The organism is Pseudoxanthomonas yeongjuensis, from assembly GCF_010093345.1.
In the GTDB taxonomy this organism is placed as follows: Bacteria; Pseudomonadota; Gammaproteobacteria; order Xanthomonadales; family Xanthomonadaceae; genus Pseudoxanthomonas_A; species Pseudoxanthomonas_A yeongjuensis.
This window is the reverse complement of sequence record NZ_PDWT01000001.1, coordinates 307,225-329,039: the sequence shown is the minus strand read 5'-3', so window position 1 is coordinate 329,039 and position 21,815 is coordinate 307,225. Positions and strand designations below refer to the sequence as shown.

Sequence of the window (21,815 nt, the reverse complement as noted above, 5' to 3'; positions counted from 1 at the left end):
GTCATGACCAGCCATTCGGCTGTTAAGAACCCCGCGCAGGCGGGAATGACGAGTACTAGCAAGACCGGACTTGCGAACCCCATCTCCAATCCCGACCACTGACCCATGCCCACTCCCCGCGCCATCCTCACCGACATCGAAGGCACCACCAGCAGCATCTCCTTCGTCAAGGACGTGCTGTTTCCGTATGCGCGCCGCGCCCTGCCCGGCTTCGTTGCGGCGCATAGCGATGATCCGGAAGTGCGGCGCTGGCTGGATGAAGTGGCCATCGAGCACGGCAGCATGTGCAAGGACGAGATGATCGTGGAGACCCTGCAGGGCTGGATCGACCAGGACCGCAAGCACACCGCGTTGAAGGCCTTGCAGGGAATGATCTGGAAGGCGGGCTACCACGACGCCGATTTCACCGCGCATATCTATCCCGATGCCGCGCCGGCGCTGCGCCGATGGCACGAATCGGGGATGCCGCTGTACGTGTATTCCTCCGGCTCGGTGCCGGCCCAGCAGCTGTTCTTCGGCCACAGCGATGCCGGCGACCTCGGCCCGTTGATTTCCGGCTGGTTCGACACCGAGATCGGCGGCAAGCGCGAGGCCGGGAGCTATGCACGGATCGCGGAACAAGTGGGGATCGAACCGTCGGCGCTCCTGTTCCTGTCGGACGTGGTGGAAGAACTGGACGCGGCGCGCGTGGCCGGGCTGCAGACCGTGCTGGTCGATCGCCGCGAGGATTATCCGCAGCCTCGCGAGGGCGAGGCCGCGCACGGTCATCGGCGCGTGGACAGCTTCGCCGACATCCAGTTGCCCGACTGAGCGCGCAACGACCATGACGACCAAGACCGCGACCCTCAGCGGGTTGCTGGCGATCCTGCTGTGGTCGTCGCTGGCGCTGCTGACCACCGCGACCGAAGGCCTGCCGCCCTTCGAGGTGCTGGCGATCGGTTTCGGCTTCGCGGCGCTGTTCGGATTCGCGCGCACGGTTCTTCACGGCCGGCACGGCTGGCGCGAACTGCATCAGCCGTTATCCGCCTTGGCGCTGACTACTGCCGCCCTGTTCGGTTACCACGCGCTGTATTTCATCGCCCTCAAGCGCGCGCCCGCGGTGGAAGCCAACCTGCTCAATTACATGTGGCCATTGCTGATCGTGCTGTTCGCCGGCCTGTTGCCCGGCGTGCGCGTGCGCGGCGCGCAGGTCGCCGGAACCCTGCTGGGACTGGTCGCGGCCATCGTCCTGGTCACCCGCGGCAGCGGCATCGAGATCCAGCCGCGTTACCTGCCCGGCTACCTGGCGGCCTTGAGCGCAGCGGTGATCTGGGCGGCGTATTCGGTGCTCAATCGCCGCCATGCCGCGGTGCCGAGCGCAGCGATCACGGTGGCATGCGCATTGGTCGCCATGTTCGGGGCGATGGCGCACCTGGCTTTCGAGCAGAGCGTGCAGCCGAGCGCCCTGCAATGGGGTGCGTTGGCACTGATGGGTCTGGGTCCGGTTGGCGCGGCTTTCCTGTTGTGGGACCACGGCACCAAGCACGGCGACATCGCGCTGCTGGGCAGCCTGTCCTATCTCGCGCCGCTGCTGTCCACGCTGTTGCTGGTACTGGCCGGCCGCGCCGCGCCGCACTGGTCGCAGGCGGTGGCGATCGCACTGTTGCTGCTGGGCGCGTGGTTGAGCGTGCGCGCTCAGAAGACACGGGAAAGCTGATTCTCCCGGATCAGTGTATTTTCTCGCCCCTGGCGAGCATCTCCACGAATTTCCGCGCACGCGCCATGCGCGTCTCCGCTTTCTTCGCGGTGTGCACGCGCCAGCAGAACGCGTAGCGGTTGGTCTTGTCGAGCCGATCGAAGAACGCCTTGGCCTTCCTGTTCTTCTCCAGCGCTTCGACGAGTTCGACAGGCACTTCCATGCCGGAGAAGCTTTGATACGCGGCGTCCCAGCGTCCATCGGCCCTGGCCGCCTCGATCTCGCGCAGGCCATTGGCCTGCATGCGCCCTGCGGCGATCAAGCGCTCCACATGGGCGATATTGATCTTCGACCACAGGCTGCGTGGACGACGCGGGGTGAAGCGCTGCAGGAAGAACTGTTCGTCATGCCCACGCTTCTGCCCGTCGATCCAGCCGTGGCAGAGCGCGACCTCCAGCGCTTCGGCATAGTTCACCGAAGCGATTCCGGAATCCTTCTTGGCGATCTGCAGCCAGATGCCCTTCCCGTCCGCATTCGCCACCAGCCATTTCTCCCAGGCCTTCTGGTCCTTGAAGTGCTTGATGGGCAAGTCGTCAGGCACGGGCATGGCCCTACTCCGCAGCTTCCTGCAGTCGATACACGGTGGCGGCGGTCTGTTCGCCACGCCATCGATCGTTTGCGCGCACCTCGACCCGATGTTCGCCCACCGCCAGATCGGTAGGCAAGGCACCACGCCACAGGTGCTGCGAAGGCTCCGCCTCGGGCGAACGATCGTAGCCACGCAATGCGTCGGCGGCATCGTCCTTCGTGTTTTCTGCAAGCAAAGCCGGATCAGGCTGGCGCACGAGCACCATCGGTTTCCATCGGCCTGCATCGACGCGATATTCCACCTTGCTGTCGTCCTGGCCCATGAACACGTTGGCGTAGACCGCAAACGCGGGATATGCGCCCTTCCGCAGCGCCTTGGGTGCATGCAGCGACATCGCACGCTCCGGATCCCGCGCCGGATGCCAGGCCAACGAATATTCACCGCCAGCGCGCACCTGCAGGCTGGCGTAGCCATTGGGCGTACCGTCGGCCATGGTCGCGTCGGGGATGCCCTGCGCGTCCTTCACCCCCGACCAGAACGCCCCGCAGGCGGCGCCGACGTTGTATTCGTGCAGCGGCGCGGCCCCATGCCAGTCGCTGCCGGCGCCGTGGTACACGTGCTGCTGGGTGTGGCTGTGGCCGCTGAGCAGCAACACGTGCGGAAAATCCTTCAGCAAGGCGAACAGCCGTGCACGGTCGGCGTGGCGGAAGGTTTCACGCCCGGGATCCGCGTCGAAGAACGGGATATGCACGCCGACCACCAGCAACCGGTCCTTCGGTATCGTCGGCAGATAGGCTTCGAGGAAGGCGAACTGGTCCTCGCGCAGTCCGCCGATGTAGGCCGGCTTCTTGCCGGGCATGTAAACCACATCATCCATGCCGATGAACACCGCCTGGGTTTCCTCCCAGGCGAAAGTATCGGGGCCATAGGTATTGCGGTAGGTCAGCAGCGAATCCTCGTCGCCGGCCGCATCGAAGTCGAGATCGTGGTTGCCGGCGATGTGCAGCCACGGCACCTGCAGCATCCGCGTGACCTGGTTGAGCTGCGGATAGAGCGAGAGATCGTCGTTGACTACATCGCCGAGGGTAAGACCGAGCGTGGCCTGGTGCTTGCCTGCCAGCGGCTCGACGATGTCGCGCTTGTAGTAATCGATGTCGGCCCGGCTCTTGGTCTGGGTGTCGGAGAACACCAGCACGTCGAGTGGAGTCGCGTTCCCCGCAGCAGCCGGCTTCGGCAGCAGACCGAAATCCCCGCATCCGTGAAAGGCCGCGGGAATACCGCCGTATTTCAGCGCGGGACCGGCCTCGCTGCGGATGTTGTTCCAGAAATCAGGCAAGCCGTCCTTGCGTTCGGGAAGATCGTATTGCGCCGGCTTGATCACGAACATTGTGCGTCCATCGACCATGGGCAGCCGGTACCTGCCAGTTCCATCGGTCAGCGCCAGTTCCGCGCCATCGGAAACCTTGATACCCGCCAGTGGACGTTCGTCGGGGTCGTGGGTGCCGTTGCCGTTGGCGTCTTCCCAGACCATGCCTCCGTCGCATGGCGCAGGTTTCGCGAACACTGGCGCGGCCAGCAGCGACAAGGCGATGGATACGAGCAGGCGCATGGACGGCTCCCGGTGGCGTCGCGCGGATTATGGCCCGATCCGGCGACGCGCGCGCGCGTAGGAGCGACGTAAGTCGCGAAACCCATTCCCCTGAGATTCCCATCGCGACTTACGTCGCTCCTACGCGCGGCCTATTTGCGGTGCCGCTGCTCCAGCACCCCTGCGACGTCACGCAGGGAAAGCCCGCGCGCGCGCAGCAGCACGATCATGTGGAACAACAGGTCCGAAGCTTCTCCCAGTAATGCCTCATCGTCCTGCGCGACCGCGGCCAATGCGGTTTCCACGCCCTCCTCGCCCACCTTCTGTGCGATCCGGCGCACGCCGCCCGCGAACAACCCGGTCGTGTAGCTGCCGGCAGGACGCTCGCGCTCGCGTTGCGCGACCAGCGCATCGAGGTCGGCCAGGAAGTCGCCGGGTGCATCGGGAAAACAGCTCGCACGCTGCAGATGGCAGGTCGGTCCCTGCGGGCGGGCCAGCACCAGCAACGTGTCGTTGTCGCAGTCCGCCTCTACCGACACCAGTTCCAGCACGTGGCCGGAAGTCTCGCCCTTTTTCCACAAACGCTGCTTGCTGCGGCTGTAGAAAGTGACCAAACCGCTGGCCCGCGTCGCCGCCAGCGCCTCGGCGTTCATGTAGCCGAGCATCAGCACGCGCAGGTTGGCGGCGTCCTGGACGATCACGGGCAGCAGACCATCGCCTTTCTCCCAGTCCAGATTTCCGAACTCATCCGGCATCGCGCACCTCGATCTGTTGCGAACGCAAATAGCGCTTGAGCGCGGGAATGGCGATGGCGCCGCTGTGGAAAACGCTGGCAGCCAGTGCCCCGTCTACATCGGCGTCACGGAAAACGGCGGCGAAATGCTGCATTTCTCCCGCTCCCCCGGAAGCCACCAGCGGCACTTCGCAAAGCGTCCTCGCCTCCTGCAACTGGGCGAGGTCGTAACCACGACGCACCCCATCGCTGTCCATGCAGTTCAACACGATTTCGCCGGCACCCAGCCGTTGCGCCTCGACCAGCCAGTCCAGAGTGCGTAATGGCAGCGCCCTCGTCTTCGAAGGATCGCCGGTATTGCTGCGCACCCGCCATTCGCCGTCGGCTTCGCGGATCGAATCGATGCCGACCACGATGCACTGCACGCCGAAGGCATTGGCCAGTTCGCAGATCAACGCAGGCCGTTCCAGCGCCGGACTGTTGACCGAGATCTTGTCCGCGCCCGCATGCAGCACCGCGCGCGCGGTCGCCACGTCGCGGATGCCGCCGGCCACGCAGAACGGGATGTCGAGCAGGCTGGAAACGCGTTCCACCCAGGCATGGTCGACGGAGCGGCCTTCCGGACTGGCGCCGATATCGTAGAACACCAGTTCATCGGCGCCCTCGTCGCGATAGCGCAATGCCAGCTCCGCGATATCGCCCACGTCCACATGGTCGCGGAAACGCACGCCCTTGACCACGCGGCCATCGCGCACGTCCAGGCAGGGAATGATGCGCCGGCTCAGCATGCCAGGGCCTCTTCCAGCTCCAGCTTCCCTTCCAGCAGTGCGCGGCCGAGCACGATGCCGGCGCAACCCTGAGCCTTCGCCGCGGCAACGTCGGCCACGTCACGGACGCCACCGGATGCCTGCACCTGCAAGCCTGGGGCGATGGCCCGCAGATGCGCGTACAGGTCGCCGTTCGGGCCGGACAACATGCCATCACGCGCGATATCGGTGCTCAACAGGTGTTCCAGGCCGGCGTCGGCATAGCGCACGGCGAGTTCATCCAGCGTCGACGCGGCGGTCTCGGTCCAACCATGCACTGGCAGGCGCCAGCGGCCGGCCTCATCCTGCCGGCTATCCAGCGCCACGGTGATGCGATCGACGCCGAATTCGTCGACCCATCCCAATACCCGTTCCGGATCCTTCACCGCCAGCGAACCGATGACCACGCGCGCGGCGCCTGCGGCGAGGATCCGCACGACATCGTCGCGCTCACGCACGCCGCCTCCGGTCTGCACCCGCAAACCGGTGAAGGCACGGATCTCGCTCAGCAGTGGTGCCAGGGTGTAGCCACCGGCACGCGCGGCATCCAGATCGACGAGATGCAGCCAGGTAGCGCCTTGATCTGCATACCGGCGCGCGGTCTCGAGAGGATCGCGCTCATAACTGGTTTGCCGCGCATAGTCGCCCTGCGCGAGCCGGACCACGCGCCCTTCGCGCACGTCGATGGCGGGATAGACGGTGAAGCCGCTCATGCCAGCCCCTGTTCGAGGAAATTGCGCAGCAACCGCGCGCCGGTCCCGGCCGAGCGTTCCGGATGGAACTGCGCGCCGGCCACGTTGCCGCGTTGCACGACCGCCGCGAAGGCAGCGCCGTGCTCGCAGGAAAACACGCAATCGGGCGTCACCGGCGCGGCGTAGCTGTGCACGAAGTAGGCGCGATCGTCGCCACCGATACCCGCGGACAGCGAATTGCTGCGCACCGGCAGCAACGTGTTCCAGCCCATGTGCGGAACACGGATGCCCGGGCCGGCGGGCAGTTTGGCTACCCGGCCCGGCAACAGGCCGAGGCATTCCACGTCGCCCTCGTCGGAGCCTTCGAACAGCAGCTGCATGCCGATGCAGACCCCCAGCAGCGGTTTGTCCAGGTTGCGCAGCGTTTCCACTAGGTCCAGTTCGCGCAGCCGGCGCATCACCGTGCCGGCGGTGCTGACCCCGGGCAGGATCACGCGATCGGCTGTGCGGATCACCTGCGCATCGCCGGTCAGTGTGGCTTCCACGCCCAGGCGCTGCAGTGCGAACCGCACCGAACCCAGGTTCGCCCCACCCGCATCCACCAAAGCCACTTTCATCAGAGCGCACCCTTGGTGCTGGGCAACTCGGCGCCTTCACGCTTGATCGCCTGGCGCAGTGCGCGGGCGAAGGACTTGAAGCAGGCCTCGACCTTGTGGTGATCGTTGTCGCCCTGCACCTGCAGGTTCAGGTTGAGGCCGGACGCATCGCATACGGAACGGAAGAAATGCGGGACCAGTTCCGTCGGCAGATCGCCGACACGCTCGCGCTTGAATTCACCGGAGAACACGAAGTACGGGCGCCCGCTGAAATCCAGCGCCGCACTGGCAAGCGTTTCATCCATCGGCAGGGTGAATCCATAGCGGCCGATCCCGCGCTTGTTACCCAGCGCTTCCTTCAAGGCCTGCCCCAGAGCGAGTCCGGTGTCCTCGACGGTGTGGTGCTCGTCGATGTGCAGGTCGCCGTCGGTGCGGATGTCCAGCGCGAAGCCGCCATGCTTGCCGATCTGTTCCAGCATGTGGTCGAAGAACGGAAGACCGGTGGCGATGGCGGGTTCGGCGATGCGATCCAGGTCGACTTCGACACGGATCCTTGTTTCCTTCGTGTTGCGTTCGACCGCGGCGCGGCGCGGCGCATCGGCCAGTTCATGGGCGATGCCCATCCAGTCCCACTCGCCGCCGAACTGGGCGCTTTTCAGCTTGAAGCCGCGGATGCGCAGGTTGTCGGCGAAGGCGATATCGGTGTCGCGGTCGCCGACCATCGCCGAACGCGGCCAGTCGATGCCGCGGTCCTGCAGGTACGGAACCACCAGGCCGATCGCGGGCTTGCGCGTGGGCGCGTTGTCGCTTGGCCAGCTGCAATCGATCAATACATCGCGGAACACGACGCCCTGGCTCTCGAAGACCTGCAGCATCAGATTGTTCGGACCATCGAAGGATCCGCGCGGATAGCCCTCGCTGCCCAGGCCGTCCTGGTTGCTGACGATCACGAATTGGTAGCCGGCGTCGCGCAGCTTCAGCAATGCCGGCACCACGTCCTTCACGAAGCGTATTTTCTCGTAGGCATCGATCTGGAAGTCGGACGGTTCCTCGATCAGGGTACCGTCGCGGTCGATGAACAGGATCGGGGTCATGCGGCGGCCTCCTGCAGGCGCAACGCGGAAACCACCCGATCGTTCTGCTCCGGCGAACCGATCGTGATGCGCAACGCATCGCCAAGCTGTGGGGCTGCCCGCTGGTCGCGAACCACGACGCCTGCCGCCAGCAGCGAACGGAACGCGGATTCGGCATCGTGGAATCTGACCAGCAGGTAATTGCCCTGCGACGGATATACACGCAGTACGTCCGGCAATGCGGCGAGCGCCGCCTGCAACCGGGTCCGTTCGGACCGGACCAGCGCGACCCTCCTCGCGGTTTCTGCCAACGCTTCCGGCGCCAATCCCGCCAACGCCAGTTCCGCGCAAGGCGTCGGCACCGGATAAGGCGCCTGGCAACGACGCAGGACTTCGATCAGCGACGCGTCGGCCATCGCCACACCGATGCGCGCGGCGGCCAGCGCGTGGGCCTTGGACAGGGTCCGCAGGACGACGATGTTGGAGTGATCAGGCAGCAGCGCGGTTGCGGACGGGATGTCGGAGAACTCCCCATAGGCTTCATCCACCACCACCAGCGCGACACCTTCCAGCCGCTGCGCCAGTCGCCCGATGTCGGCGAGCGGAATCGCGGACCCCGCCGGGTTGGAGGGCGAGCAAAGGAAGACGAGCTTCGCGCGCGCCTCGATCGCCGCCCTGGCGATGGCATCGAGATCGGGCTCAAGGCCATCGGCAGCTTCCTGCAAAGGCACCTCGATGACCGGTGCATTCTGCAATCGCGCGCTAACCGCATACATGCCGAATACCGGCGGAGTAACGACCACCGCATCCTTGCCCGGATTGCACAATGCGCGCACCAGCAGGTCGATGGCTTCGTCGCTACCCCGCCCGACCAACAGCTGCGATGTATCGCAAGCATAGAGCGCAGCCAGCGCGCTGCGCAGGGCGACGGGTTGCGGGTCGGGATAGCGACGGCAGCTGGCGGTGGTATCGGCCGGATTGGGCCATGCCGATTCGTTCGCGTTCAACCACACGTCGCCCTGCAATGCTTCGCTGCGCGCGGACTTGTACCCGGCGAAACCACGCAGGTCCTCGCGCACCAGGGCAAGCAGGTCGCTCATGCCGCGACCTCCTGCATGCGCAACCTGACCGCATTGGCGTGCGCTTCCAGTCCTTCCGCCGTGGCCAGGATCACTGCGCAAGCGCCGATGCCGGCGATGCCCGCAAGCGAAGCGGACTGCACGCTGACGGAATTCTGGAAACTGGACACGTTGACCCCGCTGTAGGCCGCCGCCGCGCCGCTGGTGGGCAGCACGTGGTTGGTGCCGCTGCAGTAATCGCCCAGGGCTTCGGGCGTGAAGTCGCCAAGGAACACCGAACCCGCAGCCTGGACCTGGTCCAGCCAGGCGCGCGGTTCGCGCAGGGCCAGGATCAGGTGTTCCGGCGCGTAATCGTTGCTGATGGCGAAGGCCTGCTCCAGCGATTCCACCTTGACCAGGCGCGAGGCCGACAATGCGATACGGGCGATGTCCGCGCGCGGCAGTCGTGCAAGTTGCAATTCGATCTGCCGTTCGACCGCGGCCAGCAACCCCGCATCGTCCGAAAGCAGCAATACCTGCGAATCGGGCCCATGTTCGGCCTGTGAAAGCAGGTCCGCCGCGACGAAGGCGGGATCCGCGCCGCCATCGGCGATGACCAGCACTTCCGATGGACCGGCCGGCATGTCGATGGCGACCACGCCGGCGCGCGCGACCTGCTGCTTGGCTTCGGTGACATAGCTGTTGCCGGGTCCGAAGAGCTTGTCGCACTTGCCGATCGAACCTGTGCCGAAAGCCATCGCCGCGATGGCCTGGGCGCCGCCGAGTTTGAGCACGCGCGACACGCCGGTCATTCCTGCCGCGACCAGCACCGCCGGATCGGCGCTGCCGTCCTTGCGCGGCGGCGTGCACAGCAGCACTTCCGGGCAACCCGCGAGCCGTGCGGGGATGCCCAGCATCAGCGCGGTGGAAGGCAACGGCGCGGTGCCGGCCGGCACGTACAGGCCGACCCGGCGTATCGGGCGCAGGATCCGTTCGCAGATCACGCCCGGTGCGGTTTCCACCGCGTACGGCTGGGCGATGCCGGCTTTGTGGAAGGCCTCGATGCGCTGCGCGGCCTGGCCCATGGCGGCTTTCAGCTCATCGGAAACCGCGGCTTCGGCGGCCGCGAATTCCTCCTCGCCGACCTCGAAACCTTCCAGCGCGACCTTGTCGAAACGCGCGGTGATTTCGCGCAGAGCCGCATCGCCGCGCTCGCGCACGTCTTCAAGCAGCGCAGCCACCGCGTCGCGTGTTTCCGCGGCGACTTGCTGCACCGGGCGCAGCAACGCGACGCGGCGCGCTTCGGCATCCAGCGACGGCCAGTCCAGCCGGTTCATGCCAGCGACCTTTCCACCGACAGCACCATCAGGCCCTGGGCACCGGCACGCTCCAGCTCCTCCAGTCGTTGCCAGGTCACCAGGCCGTGGCACATGGTCTGCAGCGACAGCGGGCCACCGTTCTCGGCCGCCAGGTAGGTCGGCGGATCCGCATCGGGCAGCAGTCGCAGCAACGCGGGCACGGTGGCGGGTTCTGCGCGGAACATCAGCAGCTTGCTGTCCTTGAGCTTGAGCACGCCGTCCATCCGCCGCAGCAGCATCGCGGCCAGATCGGCGCGCTGGTCCTCGAGCGCACGCGTCGGACCGGCCAGCACGGCTTCGCTTTCCAGCAGCGTTTCCACCGGCTTGAGTTGGTTGGCCAGCAGCGTGGCGCCGCTGGATACCAGGTCGCAGATCAGGTCGGCGGTGCCGAGTTTCGGCGCTATTTCCACCGAGCCGGACAATTCGACCACGCTGGCGCGCACGCCCTGCTTCTCCAGCCAGCCGGCCAGGATCGCCGGATAGCTGGTGGCGATGCGCATGTCGTGCAATTGCGAGGCGCCGGTCCATTCCCAGGTTTCCGGCACCGCCAGCATCAGCCTGCAATTGCCGAAGCCCAGTGCGCGGACTTCCGCATAGGCGTCGGACAGGCCGAAACTGGCGCGGGCGGCGGCCTGTTCATTGAGTTCGTTGCGCCCGACCACGCCGAAATCGCAGACCCCGTCGGCGATCAGGCCGGGGATGTCGTCGTCGCGCACCAGCAGCAGATCGACCGGCAACGATTCGCCGTAACAGAACAGCTTGTCGCGGCTTTCGCGCCAGCTCAGGCCACAGGCTGCCAGCAGCGCACGGGCGGGCTCGGCGAGGCGCCCGCTTTTCTGGATAGCGATGCGCAGGCGATCGCGCGTCGCAGGGGCGACTGAAGGACTCATTCGGGCGGACTCAGTGGGAAGCGGCGGCAGGACGGGACTGCTGGCGGCGCAATGCCGATGCGTAACCGCCAGTACCGCTCTCCAGCGTGCGCGCCACGCGCCCGATGGTGGTGACGCTGACCTCGGTCAGGTCGTGGATTTCACGGTAAGGCACGCCCTTGAGCAGCAAGGGCACCACCCGCCAGCGATCGGCCATGGCTTCCAGTTCGGCGGGGGTGCACAGGTCCTGCAGGAAGGCGCGCACGTCCTCGGGCTTGCCCAGGGACGCCAACGCCCGCGACAGCGCCTGCAGCGAGGCGGAGGCGGCCCGGTCATCGGCGGGGGAACGGCGCTTCATGCGGACATCTTCACGGGGATATTTCCATGGGAACGGCTTGTATCAATGTATTAGCGTGCTATTACATTAGTCGATACCTGCGGCGCCCGTCAAGCCGGCATCGAGCGACGACCTGTCCCCGGGCCATCGGTTATTCCGTTCAAGTAACAAAGGAATCCGGACTGGAGCCCGTTGGGGCCATGATCCGGCGAGAGTAGACTCGGGGCCGGTCCCCGTGGTGGACCCGCAACCCGGAAACAGACTTTGGGGAGTTAGCAGGATGCTGCGTTGGCGGAGTCGACTGATTCGGCTGTTATCGATCCTTCTTGCCTTGCTGGCAGCGAACGCATTCGCGCGCACGCCGCTGCAACTCGCTGCATCCACTGCGCAGGTGTCGCTGGCCCCGTACACCACCTTCCATCACGACGAAACCGGCAAGGACGATCTTGCCGCCGCCCGGGCAAGACTGGCCGGGGGCGGTTTCCAGCGGATACCCGGCGACAACCCGTCCTTCGGCTTCCAGGATGGCGCCTACTGGTTCCATTTGCAGGTCAGCAACCGGGACAGCCCCGAAGACAAGTGGCTGCTGACCCAGGAGTACGCACTCAGCGACCGCATCGATCTGTATGCGACCTATCCGGATGGCCGGGTGGTGCACGCCTCGGGCGGCGATCACCTGCCCTTCGACCAGCGCAACATCCGTTACCGGCACCCGAATTTCTGGTTGAGCGTGCCGCAAGGCACGACCGTCGACCTGATGGTCCGCGTGCAGAGCGAAAGCTCGATGCAGGTGCCGTTGCGCCTGTACGCGCCCGCCGCCTTCATCGAGCAATCGCGCGATGCCCAGTTCGCCATCGGCCTGTACTACGGCATCCTGCTGGCGCTTTTCATCTACAACTTGGTGCTGTGGCTGACCCTGCGCGACCCCGGCTATTTCTGGTACCTGTTCCATATCAGCGCCTTCGGCCTGGTCCTGTTCACCCTCAACGGACTGGGCTTCGAATACCTGTGGCCGCGATCGGCGTGGCTGGCCGACCACATGGTGCCGCTGTCGATCTGCCTGGCCCTGATCGGCATGCAGCAGTTCGCGCGGATATTCCTGGAACTGAAGCAGCGCTGGCGCTTCGGCGACCGGGTCGCGCTGGCGATCATCGCCTTCTTCGTCCTCCTCGGCATCGCCGCCACGCAGTTGCCCTATCGCAGCGTGGTGCCGCTGGCATCGGCGGCGGTGTTCCCGTGCATCGGCTGGATCCTGGTGGAAACCATCGTGGTCCTGCGGCGCGGCTACAAGCCGGCCAAGTTGTTCCTGCTGGCGTGGTTCCTGTTCCTGCTGGGCACCGGCATGTTCGCGGCCATCGCTTTCAACCTGCTGCCGAAGAACTTCGTCACCGAGTACGGCGTGCAGATCGGTTCCGCGCTGGAAATGCTGCTGTTATCGATCGCATTGGGTTACCGCTATGCGGCCCTGCGCAACGAGAACGAACGCATCGTGCGCGAAGCCCGCGACCAGCTTGAGCACAAGGTCGAACAACGCACCTCGGAACTGCGCAACGCACTGGGGCAGCTGGAGGACGCGCACCATCGGCTCAGCGAGTTCAGCCGCCACGACGGCCTGACCGACCTGTACAACCGCACCCATTTCCGCGAGGCCTTCGAGCACCTGCTGTCGGAGGCGCGCAACAGCCGCCATCCGATCTCGCTGCTGATGATCGACCTGGATCATTTCAAGAAGATCAACGACAGCTACGGCCACCTGGTCGGCGACGACTGCCTGCGCTGCACCTCCAACACCATGGCCGAGGCGCTGGCCCCGCATGGCGCGCTGCTGGCGCGTTTCGGCGGCGAGGAGTTCATCGCCGCCCTGCCCGGCATGGACCTGGCCCAGGCCAGCGCGGTGGCCGAAGAGCTGCGGCAGAGCCTGAATCGCCGGCCCTGCGTGAGCGGCGAACTGGTGATCCCGGTCTCGGCCAGCATCGGCGTGCATTCGGTCGACGTCGCCGCGAAGAACAGCGTCGAATCGGCGCTGCAGGTGGCGGACCAGGCCTTGTACGCGGCCAAGGCGGAAGGGCGCGATTGCGTGCGGACGCTTTGATCGCGAATGATTTCAAACGCCTGCGGGCACAGTCATGCAAACGCAAATAAATATTGTCCTGGCGTGACATTAGCTGCGCTTGAAAGTGCGGCGCGACATTCCGAATGCCGGCCTACTTGGTGGTGAGCGCAGCATGGCAAAGGCGTACGCGCCAACCCAGAATCGCTAGCTTCTCGCGGTTTTGTAGAGCCGAGCTTGCTCGGCTGCATTGCCATCCAGGCAAGAGCAGCCGAGCAAGCTCGGCTCTACAAGGCTCAGCCAGCCTGACGTATCGCGTCCAGCAACCTGCCGGATTCCACCAGGCTTACCGCCCTGGCGACTTCCCCATCCATCGCCCGATCACGATCCAGGAAAGGGATCTCCGTGCGGATCGCCGTGTGCGCCGCCGCGACGGCACGGCCCGGATGGAATTCATCGGCCTTCGCAAGCTCCGCGCGCAGGCCTTCGACCTCGCTGTGGAACGCTCCGTCGGCAGCTGCGTCGCCATGCGGACCACCCTGCACTTTCGCCGCGAACGCCGCCGCATCGGTACGCCGCGACAGGTCGCGCGCGGCATTGATCATGTCCATGCGCAAATCCAGCGCCTGTGCCGCGGTGTACAACTCAAGCGCCAGCACCTTGCCCAGGTCCCGCGTCATCGCCAGCACCTGGCGCGCTTCGTTCGCGCCCATCGACACATGGTCCTCGGCGTTGGCGCTGGTGGGAATGGAAAACACCGAGGCCGGATGCGCGCGGCTGGCCAGGTCGTTGACGATGGCCGCGGCGGTGTACTGCACGATCATGTGGCCTGACTCGGTGCCGTCTTCGTTGCCGATGAGGAACGCGGGCAGGCCGTCGTTGGTGGCGGGGTCGACCAGCTTGTTCAGCCGGCGCTCGCTGATCGAGGCCAGCACCGGAATCGAGGCCTTCACGTAGCTCATCGCCAGGGCCAGCGGCATGCCGTGGAAATGGCCGGCGGAAATCACCTGCTCTTCCACGTGCGCCGCATCCCTCTTGTCCGGGAACACCAACGGATTGTCGGTGACCGAATTCAATTCGATATCGAGCACGCGCTTGGCTTGCGCCACCGCGTCGCGCACCGCGCCATGCACCTGCGGAATGCAGCGCAGCGAGTAGCTGTCCTGCGGCTGGTGCTTCTTGCCGCCGCGGAACGGGCGGAAGCGGTCGTAGAACTTCTCGCGTCCATGGCGCTGGTCGCTGGGCACCCAGTCCCAGCCGATATCGAAACGCAGTTGCTGCGATTCCGGTGTGTCCCAACTGTGCGGCAACCATTGCTTGAACTTCGGCACCAGGTGATAGGAAATATCGGCCAGGGTGGAGCCCTGCAGCAGGTCGCGCAGGCGCGAGGCCACGTGCACCTGTCCGGGGTGCGGACGCAAGGCGTGCACTTCTTCCGCGAAAGCGCCGAGTCGGCCGGCGAAGGCATCGATGGTCATCGCCGCGGCAAGATCGGCGGTATCCAGCAAGGCATCCAGCTTGTGCAGCGACAGCACGCCCATCGCCAGCATCTGCGCGGTGCCGTTGTTCAGCGCCAGGCCTTCCTTGTAGGAAAGCTTGACCGGCGTCAGCCCGGCACGCTGCAGGGCCTGCGCACCTGGCATGCGCTCGCCTTCGTAGAAGGCTTCGCCACCACCGAGCAGCACCAGCGCCAGATGCGAAAGCGGCGCCAGGTCGCCGGAAGCGCCGACCGAACCCAGCTCCGGCACCACCGGCACGATGCCGGCATTGAGCATCGCCGCCATCGCTTCCAGGGTCTGCACGCGGATACCGGAATGGCCACGCAGCAGGGTGTTGATGCGGATACCGAGCATCGCCCGCACCACTTCGGCGGACATCGGCTCGCCCACGCAGACGGCGTGGGTGATGATCAGGTTGTTCTGCAGCTCCTCGTGCAGCGAGCGACCGGACTTCTGCGCGCCCGGCAGTTCGTCGCGCAACGGATGCGCGCCCAGCAGCTTGTCGGCGTTGCTGCCGAAGCCGGTGGAGACGCCGTAGATCGGCTCTTCCCGGCGCACCTGCTCGGCGAGGAAATCGGCGGCGCGCGCCACTGCTTTCAGTGCGCCCGGGTCGAGCCCGACGCTGGCGCCACAAGCGATCGCAACCAATTGGTCGCGGGTCAGGGATTGTCCATCGAGGCGGATCGGTTTCATTGAATACTCGGTTTCATTGAATGCAGGCTCTCTCAGCGACCGGCGAGCGCGCGAGTCTGTTCCAACTCCACGCGCAGGCTGGAAGCCAGCTCATCGCGCGTCACCTCGAATTGCTGCTCGCGGGCCAGGTCCTTCACCGTGACCACGCCACGCGCCAGTTCGTCCTCGCCGGCCAGGACCACGAAGCGGATCCCGGCGCGCGAGGCGTACTGGAACTGCTTGCCCAGTTTCTTCGGCTCCATCTGCACTTCGGTGTTGATGCCGCCGGCGCGCAGGCGCCGGGCGATATCCAGCGAATCGGTGAGCTGGGTTTCCTCCATCAGCGCGACCATCGCCTGTACCGAACTTTCATCGACGCCAGCCACCAGGCCCGCTTCGCGCAGCTGCCAGAACAGGCGGGTCAGGCCGATGGAAATGCCTACGCCCGGCAGCTTCGACTTGCTGTAGTGGCTGGCCAGGTCGTCGTAGCGTCCGCCGGAACAGATCGAGCCGATCTGCGAGAAATCGTCGAGCACGGTTTCGCACACGGTGCCGGTGTAGTAATCCAGGCCGCGCGCGATCGACAGGTTGAGGCAGTAATCGCTTTCCGGCACGCCCAGCGCATGCACCAACTCCAGCACCTCGCGCAGTTCGGCGACGCCCTGGTTGAAGGTGTCGCTACCCTGCCCCAGAGCGTCGAGGCGGGCCAGCGCATCGGCATGGCTGGTCGAACGCACGGCCACGAATCCGAGGATCTTCTCCACCGTCTCCGCCGACAAGCCGAAGCCTTCGCCGGTCAGCGTCTCGCGCACGTAGTCGGCACCGCGTTTGTCCAGTTTGTCCACTTCGCGCAGCACCGCCATCTGCTGCTCGCCATCGGCGACGCCCAGGCCCTCGAAGAAGCCGCGCATCAGCTTGCGGTTGTTGAGCTGCACGGTGAAGTCGCCGATGCCCAGTTCCGAGAACACCGCATGGATCACCGCCAGGATCTCGGCGTCGAAGCGGATGCTCAGCGAATCCTTGCCGACCACGTCGATGTCGCACTGGTAGAACTCGCGGAAACGGCCGCGCTGGGCGCGCTCGCCGCGATACACGCGCTGGATCTGGTAACGGCGGAACGGGAAGGCCAGTTCGTGTTCGTGCTCGGCCACGTAGCGGGCCAGCGGCACGGTCAGGTCGAAACGCAGGGCCAGCTCCGGCAGGGCGGATCTCGACCCGCCATCCGCCTCGCTCCCGGATTTCTCCAGCGCGCCGGTGGACTGGGCGAAATACACCTGGCGCTCGGTCTCGCCGCCGGATTTGGTCAGCAAGACCTCGGACAGCTCGAAGACCGGGGTTTCCACCGGCAGGAACCCGAAACGCTCGTAGTTGCGGCGGATCGTGTCCAGCATGCGCTGGAAGGCGATCTGGTCGCGGGGCAGCAGCTCCATGACCCCTGGCGGCGTGCGCGGCTTGATCAAGCGAAAACTCCCGGATGGCGGCCGCACAGCGGCAAGTAAGGGCGAGCCGGCATTTTAGCGGCTGAACGGCCCAGGCAGGCGGGAACCCACGTACTACTTGCCCCACCCCGGCCCGACTGAATACAATACGCGGCTTCATCGGGGTGTAGCTCAGTCTGGTAGAGCGCTACGTTCGGGACGTAGAGGTCGCAGGTTCGAATCCTGTCTCCCCGACCAAGAAGACCAGAAAACCGGCCCCGTGCCGGTTTTTTTGTGGCTCTTCGCCGATCACCGGAAGGAATCGCCACCCCTGTAGGAGCGCCCATGGGCGCGAGCTCTTCGTCCAGATCGCCGAAATTTCCGTTAAGAGCTCGCGCCCATGGGCGCACGGAGATGGCCGGATGCCACGGCAAGCGACCGCGCGACACACGGAAGACGCAACGTTCCACGCCCCATCGGCGTCATCCGCATCGACGATAATCACCGTGCATGAATAACCCCACTCCGCCGCAAGGCACTTCCTCCTCTCTTTCCGGATCGCTCTGGTCCGGCCGTGGCCTGGTGCTGGTCGGCATCGTGCTGTCCGCGTTCAACCTGCGCACCGCCGTCACTTCGTTGACGCCCTTGCTCGACGAACTGGGCCGCACCTTCGGTTTCGGCGCAACCATGACCGGCGTGTTCGGGATGATGCCGACCGCCGCTTTCGCGCTGTTCGGCGCATTGACCCCGGGCATCGCCCACCGCATCGGCCTGGAACGCACCGCGCTGTTGTCCATGCTGCTGGCCACCGCCGGATTGCTGCTGCGTTCGGCCGCGGGCGGTACCACCGGCCTGCTGGTCGGCTCGGCGATCGCGCTGGCCGGCATGGGCATCGGCAACATCGTGCTGCCGCCGCTGGTGAAACGCTATTTCGCCGATCGCGTGGGCACGGTCAGCACCCTGTACATCACCGTGCTGCAACTGGGCACCATCCTGCCCGCGCTGTTCGCGGTGCCGCTGGCGGCTGCGGCCAACTGGCAGGTATCGCTGGGTTCCTGGGCCTTGTTCGCGATCGTGGCGACGCTGCCGTGGGCGACCTTGCTGGTCATCGAGCGCCGCCACGCATCGCCGCTGGCCCAGGTCCACGACAGCGCGGTGACGCCCGGCGACGAGGCGCCGGAACTGGCTGAGCCGGCCGCTGGCGGCCGCATCTGGCGCTCGCCGGTCGCCTGGGGCATGGCCCTGATGTTCGGCATGACCTCGCTGATCACCTATTCGATGTTCACCTGGTTGCCGAAACTGCTGGTCGAAGCCGGCGGCAGCCCCGCGTTGGGCGGCGCGATGGTGGCGTTGTTCTCGACCCTGGGACTGATCTCGGCGCTGACCATGCCGGCACTGGCGGTGAGGATGCGCAACCCGTTCCTGATCGTGCTGGGTTGTTTCGTGTTCTATGCGCTGGCGTTCGCCGGCCTGCTGCTGGCGCCGATGAAATGGCCGGTGCTCTGGGTGGCGCTGCTGGGCATGGGCCCCAGCACGTTCCCGCTGGCGCTGACCCTGATCAACCTGCGTACGCGCACGCCGGGAGGCTCGGCCGCGTTGTCGGGCTTCATGCAGGGCGTCGGCTATTCGCTGTCGTGCCTGGGCCCGCTGCTGTTCGGCCTGTTGCACGAATACAGCCACGGCTGGGGTTTGCCCTTCGCCTTCCTCGGCCTGTGCGCACTGGTCCTGCTGTTCGGCGGTTACCTGGCCAGCAAGCCGCGGATGCTGGAAGACAGCTGGTAGGCAGGATCTTCTTTAATTAGGGAACGTCCGAGACACCGTTTTTGATCGTCATTCCCGCGAAGGCGGGAATCGCTCTTCAACAGCCGAAGGCTGGTCATCCAGCGCCTTTGCTATTAGAGCGATTCCCGCCTTCGCGGGAATGACGACAACTTGTCACGGCAGGTTGCGTGTCTGTCCGGTACCGCGAACCACGAAACGCTCGACCGTCAACGCTTCCAGCCCCATCGGGCCGTAGGCATGCAGGCGCGTGGTCGAGATGCCGATTTCCGCGCCCAGCCCCAGTTCGCCGCCATCGCTGAAGCGCGACGACGCATTGACCATCACCACCGCCGAACGTAGCGACTGTACGAATTGCTCCGCATTGGCCCCATCGCGTGTCGCGATGACCTCGGTGTGATCCGAACCATAACGACGGATATGGGCGATGGCTTCGTCGAGGCTGTCGACCACGCGCACGGCAAGAATCAGATCGAGGAATTCAGCGGCGTAATCGTCTTCTTCCACCGGCCGGGCCCCGCTCAGCAACGCGGCACTACGCGGATCACCGCGCAACTCCACCTTGTGCGCGGACAGTACCTGGGCGGCACGGGGAAGGAATTGCGCGGCGATGTCGGCATGGACCAACAGGGTTTCCAATGAATTGCAGGCGCTGGGCCGCGACACCTTGCCATCGACCAGCAGGCGCAAGGCCAGATCGGGATCGGCGCTAGCATCGACGAACAGGTGGCACACGCCCTTGTAGTGCTTGATCACCGGCACCCGTGCGTGCTCGGCGACGAAGCGGATCAGGCCTTCACCGCCACGCGGAATGGCCAGGTCGACGATGTCGATGAGCTGCAGCAACTCCAGCATGGTTTCGCGACGCAGGTCTTCGACCAGGGTCAGGGCGGCATCCGGCAACCCGGCTTCGCGCAGGGCACGCTTGAGGGAAGCGGCAATGGCCGTGTTCGAATGGATCGCCTCGGAACCACCGCGCAGGATCACTCCGTTGCCGGCCTTCAGGCACAGCGCTGCGGCATCGGCGGTGACGTTGGGCCGGGCCTCGTAGATCATCGCGATCACGCCCAACGGCACGCGCACGCGCTGGATGTCGATGCCGTTGGGACGCGTATCGCGACGGGTGACCAGGCCGACCGGATCCGGCAGCGCGGCGACTTCGCGCAAGGCGTCGGCGATGCCGGCGAGCCGCGACGGGTCGAGCCTGAGGCGATCCAGCATCGCCCCCGTGGTCCCGTTGCCTTCGGCGGCGGCCATGTCCTTCGCATTCGCTTCGAGGATCGCGCCGGCATCCGCTTCCAGCGAAGCGGCCATCGCCCGCAACAACGCGTTCTTCGCTTCGGTGGACAGTTGCGCGATCTGCTGCGCGGCGTCGCGGCATTGCAGGGCCTGTTGCTTGATATCCATCAGGAACATCCAATTCTTGCAGCAGTTGACGATTCGTAGGAGCGGGCCTTGCCCGCGATGCTCTGGCTTTCCTACATCGAAAAGCATCGCGGGCAAGGCCCGCTCCTACGTTCCGAAGGAAATCCCCGTGGGGGACAAGAGGACCAGATCGTCGCGATGGATCACGTTCCCGCCGTAGTTGTAGCCCAACACCGCCTCGATGTCGCGCGAGTGGCGGCGGGCGATGCGGCGGATGTCCACCGCCGAATACTGGCTGACCCCGCGGGCGATGCCGCGATCGCCCTGTTCGTCGCGCAGCCGCACCTCGATCATGTCGCCGCGCCGGAAATCCCCTTCGGCCGTCACCACCCCGCCCGGCAGCAGCGAGGCGCCCTTCTCGCCCATCGCGCGGGCCGCACCGGCATCGACGATGATGCTTCCCGATTCCAGCGGCACGTTCCGCAACCAGTATTTGCGTGCCGCAATGCGGTTCTGCGCGGGGCGGAAACGCGTGCCGCGCAACCGGCCTTGGGCAAGAGAGCTCACCACATCGGCGTTGGTGCCGTTGAACAGGAAGGTCTCGATGCCAGCCGCCGCCGCCTTGGCCGCCGCTTCCAGCTTGGTGCGCATGCCGCCGGTGCCGCTGCTGCTGCCGGCATCGCCAGCCATGGCGAAAAATTCCGGGGTCAGCGCCTCCACTTCGTCGATTGGTTTTGCGCCGGCATGGGTGCGCGGATTGGCGGTGTAGAAACCATCGATATCGGTGGCGATGAACAAGGCATCGGCATCGACCAGTGCCGCGATCACCGCGGCCAGGTTGTCGTTGTCGCCGAGCTTGAGTTCATCGACCGAAACCGTGTCGTTCTCGTTGATCACCGGCAAGGCGCCCAACGCCAGCAGCTCGTTCAAGGTGGCGCGCGCGTTGAGGTAGCGGCGACGATTGCGCAGGTCGTCGTGGGTCAGCAACACTTGCGCCACCGGACGCTCGAACAGGCCCTGCCAGAGCCCGATCAGTTGCGCCTGGCCCAGCGCCGCCAGCGCCTGTCGTTCGGCCATGGCCGCGCCGCTCTCGGACTTGCGATGGATCACCGCGCGCCCGGCGGCGACCGCACCCGAGGAAACGATCACCACCTCGCGTCCGGCGGCCAGGCTGTCGGCAACGAATCGGGCGAGGCCCAGCGCATGGCGAGTACTCAGCCCTTCGCCCTGGGCCGCCAGCAGACTGCTGCCCACCTTGAGGACCGCGCGCCGCCATTGCGGCAGCGTCTGTTCGATGAAGGGCGAGTCGGCCTGGCTCATGTCATGGACTCAGCGCGTGTTCCATTCGTAAACGGCGACCGCCGAAGAACCGGAGGTCGCCAGCGGATCCGCTGTCGCCAGGGCTTGCGCCTCCTCCATCGAGGCTACTCGCAGGACATAGGCGCCACCGGACTTGTCGCTGAATCCGCCGGTCATCTCCAGCTTGCCTTCGGTACGCAAGGCATCCAGGAAGGCGAGGTGCGGCGCGATCACCTCATCGCTGAAGCTCGGCTTGCGCATGGCCATGACCAGGTAGCGCGTGATTGGTTTCGATTCGGACATGAGGAGACCAGCGTAGATCGGCGTAGGAGCGACGTGAGTCGCGACTGGAACGATGC

The 21,815-nt window shown here is 65.8% G+C and carries 20 protein-coding genes and 1 tRNA gene; 5 read left to right on the top strand and 16 right to left on the bottom strand.

The window, feature by feature from the left end:
* The first annotated feature begins 105 nt into the window (after positions 1–105).
* Together mtnC and yddG are read left to right on the top strand one after the other, a co-directional pair.
* The gene (mtnC, locus tag CSC74_RS01505; RefSeq protein ID WP_162312654.1) at positions 106–810 is read left to right on the top strand and encodes an acireductone synthase; all 705 of its coding nucleotides are present in this window, start codon (positions 106–108) and stop codon (positions 808–810) included.
* A gap of 13 nt (positions 811–823) precedes the next feature.
* A complete protein-coding gene (yddG, locus tag CSC74_RS01500; RefSeq protein ID WP_162312653.1) occupies positions 824–1,696 on the top strand; it encodes an aromatic amino acid exporter YddG in 873 nt (290 codons plus the stop codon).
* 10 nt (positions 1,697–1,706) lie between these two features.
* On the opposite strand, the gene CSC74_RS01495 is transcribed toward yddG, so the two are convergent.
* From CSC74_RS01495 to CSC74_RS01445, 11 genes are all read right to left on the bottom strand, one after another.
* Entirely contained in the window at positions 1,707–2,282 is a 576-nt protein-coding gene (locus CSC74_RS01495) for a YdeI/OmpD-associated family protein (protein ID WP_162312652.1), read from the bottom strand.
* A 4-nt stretch (positions 2,283–2,286) separates the two neighbouring features.
* Entirely contained in the window at positions 2,287–3,873 is a 1,587-nt protein-coding gene (locus CSC74_RS01490) for a calcineurin-like phosphoesterase C-terminal domain-containing protein (RefSeq protein WP_162312651.1), read from the bottom strand.
* A 131-nt stretch (positions 3,874–4,004) separates the two neighbouring features.
* Entirely contained in the window at positions 4,005–4,607 is a 603-nt protein-coding gene (hisIE, locus tag CSC74_RS01485) for a bifunctional phosphoribosyl-AMP cyclohydrolase/phosphoribosyl-ATP diphosphatase HisIE (protein ID WP_162312650.1), read from the bottom strand.
* The gene (gene hisF, locus CSC74_RS01480; RefSeq protein WP_162312649.1) at positions 4,597–5,373 is read right to left on the bottom strand and encodes an imidazole glycerol phosphate synthase subunit HisF; all 777 of its coding nucleotides are present in this window, start codon (positions 5,371–5,373) and stop codon (positions 4,597–4,599) included. Before hisF ends, hisIE begins: the two co-directional genes overlap by 11 nt.
* A complete protein-coding gene (hisA, locus tag CSC74_RS01475) occupies positions 5,367–6,104 on the bottom strand; it encodes a 1-(5-phosphoribosyl)-5-[(5-phosphoribosylamino)methylideneamino]imidazole-4-carboxamide isomerase (RefSeq protein WP_162312648.1) in 738 nt (245 codons plus the stop codon). Before hisA ends, hisF begins: the two co-directional genes overlap by 7 nt.
* Positions 6,101–6,703, bottom strand: coding sequence for an imidazole glycerol phosphate synthase subunit HisH (gene hisH, locus CSC74_RS01470; RefSeq protein ID WP_162313679.1), 603 nt, complete (start codon positions 6,701–6,703; stop codon positions 6,101–6,103). Before hisH ends, hisA begins: the two co-directional genes overlap by 4 nt.
* Complete coding sequence (gene hisB, locus CSC74_RS01465; RefSeq protein ID WP_162312647.1) at positions 6,700–7,773, bottom strand: bifunctional histidinol-phosphatase/imidazoleglycerol-phosphate dehydratase HisB; 1,074 nt, start codon at positions 7,771–7,773, stop codon at positions 6,700–6,702. The genes hisH and hisB overlap by 4 nt, the downstream gene beginning before the upstream one ends.
* Positions 7,770–8,852 carry a histidinol-phosphate transaminase gene (hisC, locus tag CSC74_RS01460; RefSeq protein WP_162312646.1) on the bottom strand — a complete coding sequence of 361 codons (1,083 nt, stop codon included), beginning with the start codon at positions 8,850–8,852 and terminating at the stop codon, positions 7,770–7,772. The genes hisB and hisC overlap by 4 nt, the downstream gene beginning before the upstream one ends.
* Positions 8,849–10,147, bottom strand: a complete 1,299-nt coding sequence (gene hisD, locus CSC74_RS01455) for a histidinol dehydrogenase (protein ID WP_162312645.1) — start codon at positions 10,145–10,147, stop codon at positions 8,849–8,851. The genes hisC and hisD overlap by 4 nt, the downstream gene beginning before the upstream one ends.
* Positions 10,144–11,058: an ATP phosphoribosyltransferase gene (hisG, locus tag CSC74_RS01450; RefSeq protein ID WP_162312644.1), complete on the bottom strand. Its 915-nt coding sequence runs from the start codon at positions 11,056–11,058 to the stop codon at positions 10,144–10,146. The genes hisD and hisG overlap by 4 nt, the downstream gene beginning before the upstream one ends.
* A gap of 10 nt (positions 11,059–11,068) precedes the next feature.
* Entirely contained in the window at positions 11,069–11,395 is a 327-nt protein-coding gene (locus CSC74_RS01445; protein ID WP_162312643.1) for a YerC/YecD family TrpR-related protein, read from the bottom strand.
* Between the two features lie 310 nt (positions 11,396–11,705).
* Between CSC74_RS01445 and CSC74_RS01440 the strand changes: the two genes are divergently transcribed.
* Positions 11,706–13,466, top strand: coding sequence for a sensor domain-containing diguanylate cyclase (locus CSC74_RS01440; protein WP_162312642.1), 1,761 nt, complete (start codon positions 11,706–11,708; stop codon positions 13,464–13,466).
* Positions 13,467–13,720: 254 nt separating this feature from the next.
* Here the strand turns inward: CSC74_RS01440 and CSC74_RS01435 are convergent, their stop codons facing one another.
* Both CSC74_RS01435 and hisS read right to left on the bottom strand, forming a co-directional pair.
* Positions 13,721–15,616: an HAL/PAL/TAL family ammonia-lyase gene (locus CSC74_RS01435; protein WP_162312641.1), complete on the bottom strand. Its 1,896-nt coding sequence runs from the start codon at positions 15,614–15,616 to the stop codon at positions 13,721–13,723.
* A gap of 32 nt (positions 15,617–15,648) precedes the next feature.
* The gene (hisS, locus tag CSC74_RS01430; RefSeq protein ID WP_162312640.1) at positions 15,649–17,055 is read right to left on the bottom strand and encodes a histidine--tRNA ligase; all 1,407 of its coding nucleotides are present in this window, start codon (positions 17,053–17,055) and stop codon (positions 15,649–15,651) included.
* Between the two features lie 139 nt (positions 17,056–17,194).
* On the opposite strand from hisS, the gene CSC74_RS01425 reads away from it, so the two are divergent.
* Positions 17,195–17,271 (top strand) — tRNA-Pro (locus CSC74_RS01425).
* 252 nt (positions 17,272–17,523) lie between these two features.
* Entirely contained in the window at positions 17,524–18,795 is a 1,272-nt protein-coding gene (locus CSC74_RS01420) for a CynX/NimT family MFS transporter (protein WP_162312639.1), read from the top strand.
* Positions 18,796–18,948: 153 nt separating this feature from the next.
* Here the strand turns inward: CSC74_RS01420 and CSC74_RS01415 are convergent, their stop codons facing one another.
* The 3 genes from CSC74_RS01415 to CSC74_RS01405 all read right to left on the bottom strand — a co-directional run bounded on the left by CSC74_RS01415 (position 18,949) and on the right by CSC74_RS01405 (position 21,759).
* Positions 18,949–20,199: a glutamate-5-semialdehyde dehydrogenase gene (locus CSC74_RS01415; protein WP_162312638.1), complete on the bottom strand. Its 1,251-nt coding sequence runs from the start codon at positions 20,197–20,199 to the stop codon at positions 18,949–18,951.
* Between the two features lie 105 nt (positions 20,200–20,304).
* Positions 20,305–21,477: a glutamate 5-kinase gene (gene proB / locus CSC74_RS01410; protein WP_162312637.1), complete on the bottom strand. Its 1,173-nt coding sequence runs from the start codon at positions 21,475–21,477 to the stop codon at positions 20,305–20,307.
* 9 nt (positions 21,478–21,486) lie between these two features.
* Complete coding sequence (locus tag CSC74_RS01405) at positions 21,487–21,759, bottom strand: YciI family protein (RefSeq protein ID WP_162312636.1); 273 nt, start codon at positions 21,757–21,759, stop codon at positions 21,487–21,489.
* Positions 21,760–21,815 lie beyond the last annotated feature (56 nt).